Source organism: Kurthia sp. FSL E2-0154, from assembly GCF_038003625.1.
In the GTDB taxonomy this organism is placed as follows: domain Bacteria; phylum Bacillota; class Bacilli; order Bacillales_A; family Planococcaceae; genus Kurthia; species Kurthia gibsonii.
On sequence record NZ_JBBOPO010000001.1, the window covers coordinates 1619922 to 1633325 of the forward strand.

The 13404-nt window shown below is 34.3% G+C and carries 14 protein-coding genes; 5 read left to right on the forward strand and 9 right to left on the reverse strand.

The window, feature by feature from the left end; genetic code table 11:
• Positions 1–277: 277 nt before the first annotated feature.
• From thiI to MHB75_RS07955, 3 genes are all read right to left on the reverse strand, one after another.
• Entirely contained in the window at positions 278–1483 is a 1206-nt protein-coding gene (gene thiI, locus MHB75_RS07945) for a tRNA uracil 4-sulfurtransferase ThiI (RefSeq protein ID WP_340996970.1), read from the reverse strand.
• Positions 1470–2627 (reverse strand): cysteine desulfurase family protein, encoded by a 1158-nt coding sequence (locus MHB75_RS07950; protein WP_340996972.1) that lies wholly within the window; start codon positions 2625–2627, stop codon positions 1470–1472. The genes thiI and MHB75_RS07950 overlap by 14 nt, the downstream gene beginning before the upstream one ends.
• 129 nt (positions 2628–2756) lie before the next feature.
• Complete coding sequence (locus MHB75_RS07955) at positions 2757–4460, reverse strand: septation ring formation regulator EzrA (RefSeq protein ID WP_340996974.1); 1704 nt, start codon at positions 4458–4460, stop codon at positions 2757–2759.
• Between the two features lie 151 nt (positions 4461–4611).
• Between MHB75_RS07955 and hisJ the strand changes: the two genes are divergently transcribed.
• Both hisJ and MHB75_RS07965 read left to right on the forward strand, forming a co-directional pair.
• Positions 4612–5409 (forward strand): histidinol-phosphatase HisJ, encoded by a 798-nt coding sequence (gene hisJ, locus MHB75_RS07960; protein WP_340996975.1) that lies wholly within the window; start codon positions 4612–4614, stop codon positions 5407–5409.
• Positions 5410–5427: 18 nt separating this feature from the next.
• Positions 5428–5910, forward strand: a complete 483-nt coding sequence (locus tag MHB75_RS07965; RefSeq protein ID WP_141273758.1) for a GAF domain-containing protein — start codon at positions 5428–5430, stop codon at positions 5908–5910.
• A gap of 68 nt (positions 5911–5978) precedes the next feature.
• On the opposite strand, the gene MHB75_RS07970 is transcribed toward MHB75_RS07965, so the two are convergent.
• Positions 5979–7847 (reverse strand): sensor domain-containing diguanylate cyclase, encoded by a 1869-nt coding sequence (locus tag MHB75_RS07970; protein WP_340996979.1) that lies wholly within the window; start codon positions 7845–7847, stop codon positions 5979–5981.
• A gap of 363 nt (positions 7848–8210) precedes the next feature.
• On the opposite strand from MHB75_RS07970, the gene rpsD reads away from it, so the two are divergent.
• The 3 genes from rpsD to MHB75_RS07985 all read left to right on the forward strand — a co-directional run bounded on the left by rpsD (position 8211) and on the right by MHB75_RS07985 (position 9789).
• Entirely contained in the window at positions 8211–8813 is a 603-nt protein-coding gene (gene rpsD, locus MHB75_RS07975) for a 30S ribosomal protein S4 (RefSeq protein WP_068451873.1), read from the forward strand.
• A 567-nt stretch (positions 8814–9380) separates the two neighbouring features.
• Complete coding sequence (locus tag MHB75_RS07980) at positions 9381–9512, forward strand: hypothetical protein (protein ID WP_340996982.1); 132 nt, start codon at positions 9381–9383, stop codon at positions 9510–9512.
• 28 nt (positions 9513–9540) lie between these two features.
• Positions 9541–9789, forward strand: a complete 249-nt coding sequence (locus MHB75_RS07985; protein WP_087680409.1) for a hypothetical protein — start codon at positions 9541–9543, stop codon at positions 9787–9789.
• Positions 9790–9898: 109 nt separating this feature from the next.
• Here the strand turns inward: MHB75_RS07985 and MHB75_RS07990 are convergent, their stop codons facing one another.
• The 5 genes from MHB75_RS07990 to MHB75_RS08010 form a co-directional block, all read right to left on the reverse strand.
• The gene (locus MHB75_RS07990) at positions 9899–10531 is read right to left on the reverse strand and encodes a YIP1 family protein (protein ID WP_340996984.1); all 633 of its coding nucleotides are present in this window, start codon (positions 10529–10531) and stop codon (positions 9899–9901) included.
• A 148-nt stretch (positions 10532–10679) separates the two neighbouring features.
• The gene (locus MHB75_RS07995; protein ID WP_141273761.1) at positions 10680–10976 is read right to left on the reverse strand and encodes a rhodanese-like domain-containing protein; all 297 of its coding nucleotides are present in this window, start codon (positions 10974–10976) and stop codon (positions 10680–10682) included.
• Between the two features lie 70 nt (positions 10977–11046).
• The gene (locus MHB75_RS08000) at positions 11047–11310 is read right to left on the reverse strand and encodes a metal-sensitive transcriptional regulator (RefSeq protein ID WP_068451854.1); all 264 of its coding nucleotides are present in this window, start codon (positions 11308–11310) and stop codon (positions 11047–11049) included.
• A gap of 162 nt (positions 11311–11472) precedes the next feature.
• Entirely contained in the window at positions 11473–12594 is a 1122-nt protein-coding gene (locus MHB75_RS08005) for an RNA-guided endonuclease InsQ/TnpB family protein (protein WP_340996986.1), read from the reverse strand.
• Positions 12566–13198, reverse strand: coding sequence for an IS607 family transposase (locus tag MHB75_RS08010; RefSeq protein WP_340995165.1), 633 nt, complete (start codon positions 13196–13198; stop codon positions 12566–12568). Before MHB75_RS08010 ends, MHB75_RS08005 begins: the two co-directional genes overlap by 29 nt.
• Between the last annotated feature and the right edge of the window lie 206 nt (positions 13199–13404).

Genomic DNA, 13404 nt, shown 5'->3' on the forward strand with positions numbered 1-13404 from the left:
AAAAACTTTTTTAATTACCTAATAATTCCCAAAATTATAACATATTAAAAAAGTAAAATACTATTATAAACTATAGAGAAAAGTGTGTTTTTCAACAAAATTATTCAAAAAAACGAGCATTAAACACTCAAATTAGTTATTTTATGTAACTTTAGATTCTTGAATTCTGATGTATTCATTAATAAATAAACGATTGAAAATAATTTATTTACTTAACTAATTTTTTTCAGTACAAAAAAACCCGCATAAAAAATTATACGGATTTTTCGCTTTTTATTTAAAGTAAATCGTCAAACGCATCTACTTCTTTTTTACGTGGGAAGTCATGAATTTCGCGATTTTGTATCGCGCGTTCAATCATTTCATCGAAATCTGTAAAGCTTTCATAATAATTCATTTTGTCAATCTTGGGTTTAGTTTTTGGACTTGCTGGTGTAAATACCGTACAGCAATCCTCATATGGACGAATCGATGTTTCATACGTACCAATTTTTTGTGCGACATCAATAATTTCAAGCTTATCGTATGTGATTAGCGGACGTAAAATAGGCGTTGTTGTTACATCATTAATAGCTGCTAAACTCTCTAATGTTTGACTCGCTACCTGTCCTAAATTCTCCCCTGTCACTAACACTTTTGCGTCAATTTCTTTACGAACTAAATCAGAAATTTTCATCATCATACGGCGCGTTGAAGTCATCGTTACATTCTCCGGTACATTTTGTTGAATCGTTTGCTGAATTTCTGTAAATGGAATAATGTGTAGACGAACTTTACCACCAAATTGACTGATTTGTTGACAAAGATCTTTTACTTTTTCAAGTGATTGGTCACTTGTGAACGGCGGACTAAAGAAATGAATCGCTTCAATTCGCACACCACGCTTCATAATGAAGTATGCTGCTACGGGACTATCAATCCCACCTGATAATAATAAAAGTGCTTTACCATTTGAACCAACTGGTAAACCTGTAGCACCTGGTATTTTCTCTACCATCATATATGTGCCATTTTCACGTACTTCCACAACTAATTCAATTTCCGGATTTTTCATTTGAACCGTCATGCCCGGCAGTGTAGTTAACACGTGCCCAGCTAAATCACGATTTAATTCATATGTGTCTAATTCAAATTTTTTATAAGCACGACGTACATTCACTTTGAATGTTTTACCTTTGTAATCGATTCCTTCAACAATCTTTACAGCGAGTGCTTTCATTTCTTGTAAATCGGTTTTACATTCTGCCACTGGACTAAATGATTGTATGCCGAAAACACGTGGTAAACGTTCTAATAAAATTGCCATCTCATGTTCATGACTACTTCTTAAATACATACGATCATGTTCTGAACGAATACGTAAATCTGTTACATCTTGAAAAACAAAACGTAGATTTTCACGTAGACGACTAATGAATTGTTTACGGTTCTTTCCTTTTGTTGAAATTTCACCGTAACGAATTAAAATTTCATGCCATTTCATATTTTTTGACCTCTCCCTTAACTTGCTGAATCACGCGTTCTATAATGTCTTTTACTTGCTGAATTTCCTCATCTGTATTAAACATCCCAAAGCTAATACGCACAACACCACGTGCATATTCATGTGGCACATTCATCGCAGATACAACATGACTAACCTTTGTATCTTTTGAATGACAAGCACTTGAAGTAGAAATAATGACATTATGCGCTTGCATCGCATTAATCATCACTTCACCTTTGATACCTGAAACTGCATAACTAACAATATGAGGTGCACCCTGATTCGTTGATAGTACACGAATTGCTTTAAATTGCTGTAAAAATTCATGTAGCTCATTGCGCCACATGCTATATTTCCTCGCATTCACTTGTTGCTGTTCAGCAGATAAACGAATCGCTTTTGATAATGCCACATACTGAGGAACAGCTACTGTACCGCTGCGCAACCCCATCTCTTGACCACCACCATGAATGAGTGGTTCAAGTGTCATTTGTTTGCGAAAAACTGCTACACCTGTTCCTTTTAGCGCATGTAGTTTATGACCGGAAATTGTAATTGCATCTGGCCCTGCTTCACTTGCAAAACGGATTGGTAACTTACCAAAACTTTGCACCGCATCCACATGGAAAAAAGCACGACTTTCTCGATGAACAATTTGTGCAATTTGTTCAATCGGTTGAATCGCACCCACTTCATTATTCACATGCATGACACTTACAAGTACCGTATCTTTTTGCAATTTTCGCTGTAAATCTTCTAAGTCGATAATACCTGTTGTTGTGACGTCCACATAATCAACTGTAAATCCTTCTTGTTCTAAAGCACGTACACTTTCTAATACCGACGCATGCTCAATCGCTGAAACTAAAATATGCTTTCCTCGATGTGTATTTGCTCGCGCAATGCCTTTTATAATAAAATTATTCGATTCTGAGCCACCTGAAGTAAATACAACTTGTTCAGCTGTTGTGCCAAAAACATCGGCTACTTGTTGGCGAGAACGACTTAATAATTTATTTGTTTCGACACCCATTTCATGCAATGAAGCTGGATTTGCGTAAAAACGTTCATTCGCTTGAATAAACGTACGCATAATTTGTTCATCTGGCTTCGTCGTTGCACTGTTGTCTAAATAAATCATATTGACCCTTCCTTCTATCGTACATATTCAATTATTATATCAAAAAGAATAACAGATGTCTTACACCTTTGCTTACAATGTAAAAGAGGTTAGAGCAAACATTCGCTCCAACCCCCAATTAAGTGCATATTAAACACGTGTTACTGTTTGTTTCGCTAAACCTTCGATTCGCTCTAAAGCACCTGGTTCTGCTGCTTCTACTGCTGTCGCAACCACTTCTAACGCTTTTGTGTAACGTAAATTAGTAAAAGCAAGCTCTGCTTCTGTTAATTTTTCATCCATACCAGGTTTTGAAGTACGGTAACGATTACCATATTGAATCAATAATTCAATTAACTGAACATTACTTAACATTTCTTCAATTACACCTTCTGCTTCAGTAATTAATTCATTTGATTTTTTTAAGTTTGCGGCAATCACGCCTACATTAATCGGTACTTCTAATAATTCTTGCTTTACAACGTCTAATTGTTGATCAGCTTCTTTAAAGCGAGCGATAATCTCATCTGGAATACCTGGCATATTCGCTTTTTGAATTCTACGCTCTAGTAAACGAAGGCGCTGTTCAAACGATTCTAGCTGTTCACGTCCTTCATTTTCATGAACACGTAAGTCTACTAATTTTTTAGAAAATTCTTCAATCTCTTTTTTCTTAATTTCAATAAGCTTATCTAAATCTTCTAATTCTTCTTTTAGAATAGAGTAAGCAGATTGTTCTTCTTTTACTTCCACACATAATAAATCGTAACGCTGCTTATACGTATTTAAAGCTGAACGGCATTGACGAGGCATTGCAAGTTCCTGTGTTGTTAAATGATAACTTTTTTGAACAACTTCTGCTTCATACTGCATTTCATCTACAGCTAAAAGTAAATCTTCTAAACGTGTGCCTAACTTTGTAAAATTAGAATCTACAAATTGTTTTGCATGGACTTCATTTTCAAGCGCTTCATAATAGGCATCAATATCTTTTTTCATTTGTTCTACTTGTTCAATTGCATTTTCAGTTTCTAACTGCACCAACTGCTCTTTTAATATAGGTAATTGCGCTTCAATTGCATCCAATTTTTCTGGCAACTCTAAGTGTAAGAGGAAGAATGATTGCTGTTCCATCGAACGATAACCATTACGTAAGTCAGATAAATCATTTGGTATCTTATGTTGCACATCTGTCAACAACGTTGGAATCTCCGTAATTAAGCGTAGAATTTCTTTACCTTCATGATCTAACTCTTTCACAATTTCTTTCGCTTCTAAATAGTTACCTTCTGCTGTTAGTCGCTCATAAGCTTCAAATTTTTCTGGGAATACAGCTAAACGGCTTTCAAGTAGATTACCCGCTTCCCCAAATGAATACTGGTGTGCGAGTAAGGTCTTGCGTGATGTACGGTAATCTAATTTTAAATTTTCGATTTCCACACGACTTTTCTTTTCGCTTTCAATTAAATCATTTAGTTCTGTTAGAATATTTTCGAGCTCACCATCACAAGCATCAATACGCTGTTCCACCTCTTCTTCAATTTGTGTAGCTTTTTTAAATTGGAACTTATCTACGGTTTCTTCTGCTTGGATTAGTTGTTGTTCAATTTGAACTAAGTCATCATCCATCATGTCAGTCCATTTATTGCGCCATCTCTCAAACATTTCTTCTGCCTGACCACTCATATTTAACTTTTTCACTTTCGATAATTCCTCTAAAACTGGTTTGTTTTGAAGGTCTAACCTTTTTTGATCCAATCTACTAATCTCAGTATGATGTTTTTTGCGGTACACAAAAAGTACGACCACAAAAATCAATAGTACGATGACAATTGGAATGATATAATTGTACATCATATGCCCCCTATCTCTTCTATCAGGTTTTCTGCCTACTTATATTATTTTAATATTACCATGTTTCATTTCTTTTTGTTCACCATTTGTATGCGATTTTGTGTTTTTTTCAATTTTTTGTACTTTTTTTAAGCCATTAGGAGGTTTTCCCATGAAAAGAAACGGACATATTCATACACCTTTCTGCCCACATGGCACGAAAGATTCTTTCGAGCAATATATTGAACAGGCAATTCAAGCAGGTTTTGAAGATATTACTTTTACAGAACATGCTCCTTTACCAACAAATTTTGTAGATCCAACACCTTTGCAAGATAGTGGTATGCAACCAAAAGATGTAGCTACGTATATTAAAATATTGCAAAACTTACAAGCTCAATATGCGAACAACATAAAAATCCGCATTGGTTTTGAAGTTGATTACATAATTGGTTATGAGAAAGAAACGAAACAGTGGTTACATACATATGGAACCATAATAGACGACGCTATTTTATCTGTTCACTTTTTAAAAATTGATAACGACTATGTTTGTATTGATTATTCAGATGATGTTTTTATGGATACGGTCAAAAAGGTCGGTTCAGTTGAACGATTATATCAACTGTATTATGATACAATTCAGCAGTCGATTATAGCCGATTTAGGGACTTTTAAACCAAAGAGAATTGGACATCCAACACTCATCCATAAATTTCAACATGCTCATCAAGAAACGATTGACGATCACGAACAGATTGAACATGTTTTACAATCCATCAAACATCATAACTATGAGCTTGACGTAAATAGTGCGGGATATGCTAAGAAATTTTGTTTAGAATCTTACCCACCTATTCGTTATATCGAACACGCAAAACAATTACAAATTCCTCTCGTTTTTGGTTCGGATGCTCATCAAGCAAAAGACTTTGACCAGTTCTTTGAGGAATTACAACCGTATTTATAGAAAAGGAAGTGGCTTTATATGTTTACACCACAAAATATTGAAGGTTCATCAAAAGAAAAATATGTTATGTTATCAAAACAACTAGCAGCATTAACAGAAGGCGAAACAGATCACATCGCTATTTTAAGTAATGCATCAGCTTTATTAAACCAAGCGCTTGATACAATTAACTGGTGCGGTTTTTATTTATATAAAAATGACGAGTTATTATTAGGTCCATTCCAAGGCTTACCAGCTTGTGTACACATCGCTCTTGGTCGTGGTGTTTGCGGTACAGCTGCAAGCGAATTAAAAACATACCGTGTAGAAGACGTGCATGCTTTTCCAGGACACATCGCTTGTGATGCTGCATCCAATTCTGAAATTGTCGTACCAATTGTAATCAACGGGGAACTATACGGCGTACTTGACATTGATAGCCCAATCAAAAATCGCTTCTCAGAAGAAGACCAAGAAGGTATTGAGCTATTTGTCGAAACACTTCAAAAATTTTTAGTATAAACAAACACAAAAAGAGAAATCCCTTTAAAAAATAATGGGACTTCTCTTTTTTCAATTCCTTTTCTCTATTAAAGAATCTCTTTAATTTCCATCTTTTTTGTATACACTTGGGCTTGATTTTTACCATTACCCTTTGCAAAATATAACGCTGCATCCGCTTCTTTAAATAAACTTTGGTATGTTACATGCTTTCGATGGTGATTCCAATAAGAAATCCCTGCCGATACCGTTACTTTCGGTACAGTTTCTTTCAAAATTCGTTGTGAAATGCGTGCCACAATTTGTTGACTATTCATCAACTGATTATTCGGTAGATAAACAGCTAGTTCTTCCCCGCCCCAACGCGCTCCAATTCCACACTCCCCTACTTCTTCTTGAATAATTTTTGCTACATGCTCTAAAACACGATCTCCTTGATGATGACCGAATTTATCATTTACTTGTTTGAAGTCATCAATGTCAAATAATACAAAAACACCTTGTCTATCGATGTGCATCGACTCCTCAACAAAGCTATCTAGATAATGGCGCGCAAAAAGTTTGGTTAAATTATCGCGATTTACCATCTCCTGTAGCTGTTCACGTAAAATAACATTTGAAATTGCCAATGAAGAGTGACGAATAATCGATTGGATTAATTTATAACTATCAAAGGAGAAGTAATAAGCCTCTTCATGTACTAATAACACAAAGCCATGCACTTTCTCTCGAATAATGATAGGTACAGCCATCAATGATGCGTATGGTATTTCTAAATCAATTAATTCTTGAAAATCTGCAACAAACAGTGGCTCATTCGTTCTTGAAAAGTGCTTACCAATGTACTCCAAATAAACAGCTGATTCATTTGAATAAAAATAAGGTGTTGTTCCCGTCTCTATCTCTAATCGTTGGTTCATAAAAACAAATGCCAATTCAGAAGGCTTAAATGCTTTTGAAATTTGTTTCGACAAATATTCAAGCATTTCTTTTTGTGATAAGTTCATATTCAAATCATGAAATGACTCATTAATAAACTGTAAATCGTTGACAAGTCGATGCGATTGCTCATATAACTTTGCATTTTCTAACGCTTTACCTGAGGTATCGCCTAAAAAACTTAGTTTTCGTTCATCATATTCTGTGAAGTGGTATTTCCCATGCTTTTCAATACGGATTACACCGTATGTTCCTTGATGACCCTTGATTGGGGCACATAAAGATGTTAGTCCATGTTCTTCAAAATTTTCATGCACCAAATGACCCGATACAAACGATTCCGTTGTCGCAGGTCTTTCATTAATATAGTCATATACCGATACATTTTTAGGAAGTTGATGTTCTTGATCATTCGATAAAATCAATTGATATTCATATTGAGAAAACTTACTTTCTAATTCTTGTAAAAGCGCATCTATAATATGCTCAACATTCATTGTGGAGTGGAATAATTCTGTCATTTTTAACAATTCTTTATTCAAACGATTTTCTGCACGACTTTGATATTGTTGCTTAATTGTACGTGCAAACTCATAAAATGACTTCATTAATTCCGCAAAGTAATCACTTTGTTTTACTTCTTCCCATTTAGGTGAAGAAGTAAAAAACAATACTCCTTCTACATCGCCTTTTTGTCGAATGATTAAAGCATCATTCACTTCTGGATGATGGATTTGTACGCTTGATACAAGATGATGAATTGAATTATTTTGTATATGTGTGAGAATACAATCTAAAGCGATATGATGAGATTGAAAATCTTGTTGATGATGTCTTAGCTTTCGTAGTTGTTTTTCTTCTATAAAATAGTATTCTACATTTTTTAATTGGAATTGTTGATACAATAATTCATTTAAATAACTATAATATGAGAAGGTATTAAATCCATCGCGATGAATTTCAATCCATAAGTCCAATATATGCCCTTTAATTGCATCCATAATATGTTGATCTCGCAAATGTAATCACCTATTTTCGTTTAATAGACACAAGATTCTTAACTGTATTATACACAAATAGGTTCTTTTATACTACTTCTATTTAACCAAGTTCAAAAAAAACAATTTTCTTTAATTAATTTGTCCGTTATTTCCCTCATTTTCTTGACATACCAATCTATACGATATACAATAAAATTTGTGTAAAATAAACGCAGCGGTTGTATGGTATTGTCGTTTATTCTGTTCCTCTAGTTCTGCTAGACGGAGTAGGAGTAATTCTTAGGCTGCATGAACGAAACTACTTGAATATAGAATAACTGCTTTGCTAAATACAGCTGATTTTTGTTTTATGCCAAATAAAAATCATAGGAGGGACTTTAAATGTCTCGTTATACAGGTCCATCTTGGAAACTATCTCGTCGTTTAGGCATTTCTTTAAGCGGTACTGGTAAAGAAATCGAAAAGCGTCCATACGCTCCAGGTCAACACGGTCCAACTCAACGTAAAAAATTATCTGAGTATGGTCTACAATTACAAGAAAAACAAAAACTTCGTCATATGTACGGTATGACTGAACGTCAATTCCACAACTTATTCGTTAAAGCTGGTAAAATGAATGGTGTACATGGTGAAAACTTCATGATCCTTCTTGAAACTCGCTTAGACAACCTAGTTTACCGTCTTGGCTTAGCTCGCACTCGTCGCGGCGCTCGTCAATTAGTAAACCACGGTCACGTAACAGTTGATGGTAAACGCGTTGATATCCCATCATACAGCGTAAAACCAGGTCAAGTTATTTCTCTTCGTGAAAAATCTCTTAACCTTACTGCTGTAAACGAAGCAATCGAAGCTAACGCATTCGTTCCAGAATACTTAACTTTCGATGCTGACAACAAAGTTGGTACTTTCACTCGCCTACCAGAGCGCTCTGAATTATCAGCTGAAATCAACGAAGCTTACATCGTAGAGTTCTACTCTCGTTAATCTTTTTGATTCAAAAAACCTTGAAAACGTTGTTTTCAAGGTTTTTTTGTTGTTTAAACATATAATTTATAACAAAAATACACTTGTTTTCTTTCGCCGATAAACATATTTTCTCTTTCCATACCTCACCTTTCACTTAAAGAGATTAAATCTTACTAAAAAGGGCAAATAAACAAAGAACAGTCTAAATTCTATTTCAGGAGGGTTTACTATGCGTAAATCATTAGTTGTTTTACCATTAGTTACACTTTTTTTATTAAGCGCTTGCGGTAATGCAACAGAAGAAAAAAACGGCTAAAAAGCAGAGAGTTCATCAACAAATGATACATCGAAAAATGGTACAAAATATGAAGTAGAAAATATGGTGAAAATTGATCGTGTTGATTTTACCATTACATTTGCAAAATTATCGGATGGTGAAAAAATATAAAGCCTAAAGGCAAGGCTCTTACACTAGATATAACTGCAAACAAAAAAGCACTACTTGCTTCTACAGAATTTACACTTTATAAAAACGGTAAGAAACAAGAAAGTTACTTCGGTGAAATAAATCATCTAGATGGTGATTTGGATAAAAAGAAAACGATTAAAGGTGTATTACAATGTGATGTTGAAGGCGCTGGAGAATACGGACTTGTTTATAAACCTGCTTTTGCAAGCGACAAAAAAGAATATAAGTGGCATATTGAAGTAAAATAATTCTACTCAATTGAAAGGAAGATAATTTATGGGACGCTACTACTCAATTAACTTTGGATTAGGCAATGCTTTTGAAGGTTTGTTTGAAGATATTGGAGAAGCTAAGTCATACGCAGAGGAAAATGTGGAACTAAATCGCCAACATATTAAAATCCATGATGATGAAGGGAAACTTCTTAGCACATCGCATTGGAATGGTGTTGCTCCTACTGCTGACGAAGATGTACTTGTTGATTTCGGCAAACATGGTTACTACAGTAATTGGATGGATGTATAAATATAAAACAGGTTAAAAAAACTGGAACCGTACGACAGCGCGATTCCAGTTTTTCTTATGCTCATGTGGGATCATATTTTGTATACTTATGTTTCAATCTGCTTAAATTCTATAGTTGTGTAAGACCTAAAAAGATTCCTACACAAGCAAATATAATAGCAGAAATGACAACCACTGATAAAATCATCGTAAAGAACGCTTTCCATTTGGAGAATTGATGTACTTCCGATAACATAACAATCCCTACAATGAACGTATAGATAGAACAAATAACCGCTAAAATACCCACGATAATTGCTAACGTAATTGATCCAGCTGTCTGATCTAAATCCGTATTATAAAAATTAGCCGGATATGCAATTAAATAAATAATTACAAATGGAAAAAGTAAAAAGTGAGGAAATGTTAGGAACATTGAACCTTTATATAAAGCTACAAAACTACCTGTTCCCTTTAGAATTTTACCCACTAACCAATAAAAGAATGCTGTAAAAATACTACCTACAATTAAAGCAAAAATGGCACCTACTGCTCCAGCAAATATAATGATGAAAGAGTTTGGTAAGTCACCTGAACTTGTCACCATATTCTTTTGATCCATTGTCCCAAATAAACTTGTTGCCCATGCACCTAAGAAAGCAAGAAAGAATATACCCCAAAAACTGCGTTCCATCAATACGCTTTTCACTGTATCAACTGGATGAAACCAGAGATGTGTAAAGGGATTTACTTTTTTATGCATGCTCATCCTCCTAATTAATAAAACATGAATTTTTTGATATTATTAGAATTTACCCTGATTTCTTTTAGGACAAACAGCCTCCATTTATTGTTACTTTGCAAAAAAGAAGAACCACAACATTGTGTGATTCTTCCAGATTGAGTATTGATTATTCTACTTCTCCGCCCCACATCATCATACCGCCATTCATATTCGTTACATCGTAACCTTGTTGCTCTAAAAATTGTGTTGCTTGACCTGAGCGTCCACCTGAGCGACATACCATAATATATGGTGTATTTTTATCTAATTCATGCATTCTAAATTCTAATAAACCTAAAGGGATATGAGTAATGCCAGGAATTTTTCCTGCTTCTACTTCTTCTACTTCGCGTACATCGATTAAATGTAGTTGTTCACCTGCTGCTAACTTTTCTTGTACTTCTGTTGTTGTAATAGTTTTCATTCTATATGCTCCTCTTTTATACTTATGGGGGTATTAAAAATAGTAAAAAGAAGTACGAAACGACTTCTTTTTAGCGACTTTTCACAAGAAGATTCACAGCTTCTTGAATAAGCTCTTCATGTGTTTTATCGTCTGTATTCCCTTCGCCTTGGATACAGTGTACTAAATTCGTACTAACGACTAAGCCAATTGTACGATCGATTGCTGAACGAGCAGCAGATAATTGTGTAATGACTTGTTTACAGTCTTTACCTTCATCCATCATGCGTAAAATCCCTTGAATCTGTCCATCGATGCGTTTCAGTCTGTTTCGAACTTGTTGATCATATTCCACTATTTTTACCGTTGCCAAAAACCTATAAAAATCTATAAGCAATGTTTATTTCCTGTTTCTTTGTATCTGCTTTTGCCGAAGCTACTCACATTTGGTATGATACTCCACAGGCGTTAATTCGGGTACAACGAACCCTACACATTAGTAGTGTCTTGTAAGTGACTAAGCTACTAATTCTCCATATTTAGCTAAATTTAACGCAGCATTCATATCTCTGTCTATCTCTAATCCACAGTCACACTTGTAAACTCTATCAGATAATTTTAAATCTGATTTAATTTGTCCACAGCACGAACATGTTTTAGAAGATGGGAAGAAACGTCCAACTTGTATAAATTCAATTCCGTATTTTTCACATTTGTATTTCAATTGACGGAGAAATTCATACATCTTTTGTTTGGCTACTGCTTTAGCTAAATGACGGTTTTTCATCATTCCAACTACATTCAAATCTTCCATCACAACTTTACAAGGTTTGGTTTTCACTATTGTATTTGTTGCTTGATGAATGTGGTTGTTTCTAATGTTAGCTAACCGTCTGTGTAGATTTCGTATTTGCTTTTCGATTTTTATAATGTTACATGTTTTGACAAATCGGTCTCCCTCCTTATTCATCTCATATTTTCGGGAAACGCTTCGCTGTAACCTACGTAAACGTTTCTCAATATTTCTCACTTCTTTTGTTTTGTTAATGTTTTTGAACACCATTTCGTTCGAGCAAATTGCTAATTCTTTAACTCCTAAATCTACTCCAATTACTTCATTCGTTAATTCTTGTTTTACTTGTTCTTGCTCTACTCCAACAGAGATATACCAATACTTTCCGTCAAAAGATACTCTAGGATTAGTATATTTCACCCCCATTGGGACTTGTTCAGAAGTTGCAACCCATCCTACTTTCTCAATTAACACCGTGTTCTTTTTTACTTTAAGTTTCACATTGTCATTATAGAAAGAAGATTTAGATTTCTTCTTAGACTTGAATCTTGGACGTTTCGCCAAACCTTTAAAGAATCTCTTATACGCATTACAAGCATCTTTAACAGCTTGCTTAGCTACATTATTTGATACTTCACTCAACCATTGGAAGTCCTCTTGTTTTTTAATTTGTGTGATTTCTTTTCTCAAAACATTGTCAGATAAGAATTTCAACCCTCGTTGATAATTTTCTTGTTGTCTAGCTAATGTCCAATTGTATACCCATCTTGCCACACCAGTAGATTTCCATAGTTGAATTTCTTGTTCTTTAGTTGGTTTAATTCGTATCTTCTTTGCTAGTATCATTCTCTTTCAACTCCTTAATTAATTTCTTAACCTTATTCGCCCGTCTCCCTTGTAATTTGCAACTAAATACAGTAACAATTTGAATTAAATCTTCGACCAACTCTTGATTATCTGTCATTGGAGTATTGTCGATAACCTCAATCTTTGTTCCGTATTTAGCAAATAAATTTTCCAAGAGTTCAAATCCGAATCGTAATAACCTATCTTTGTATAAAACTACAACCCTATCTACTTTGTAATTTAGGACTAAATCAATAACATCATTTAACCCTTTTTTGTTGTAGTTTATACCACTACCTATATCTTTCACAATCTTAAATGGATTACCTTGAGACAGTAAGTATGATTCCATGTTTTCCACTTGCCTCTGCAAATCATCCTTTTGCTTATGAGAAGATACTCGACAGTAGCCGATAGTTATTCTCGATTCTGATTCAGGAGAATGTAAACCAAGAAAATATTCAAGTTGTTGTTGAGAGTAATAACGGTGTCCAGAAGGTGCAGTATATTGAGGATTTAATTTATTTGTCTTATCCCAATTTCTTAAAGTCTGAACTGTTACTCCGATTTCTTTTGCGAATTGACCAATACTGTATTTTTTCATACATTTCATTCTCCTTTGAATTAGTGGATAATTCTATTACACCATGAAATGTATGAAAAATAAATAGTTTTTTATAGATATTTATAGATTTATTATAACTGTTTAATTACCTCCCATCATTTATTTATATCGCTATGATATACCCCGCAAGGTATTTAGTCAAGCATTTCAAATTCAGAAGTTCATCATACACTATGTTATAATTT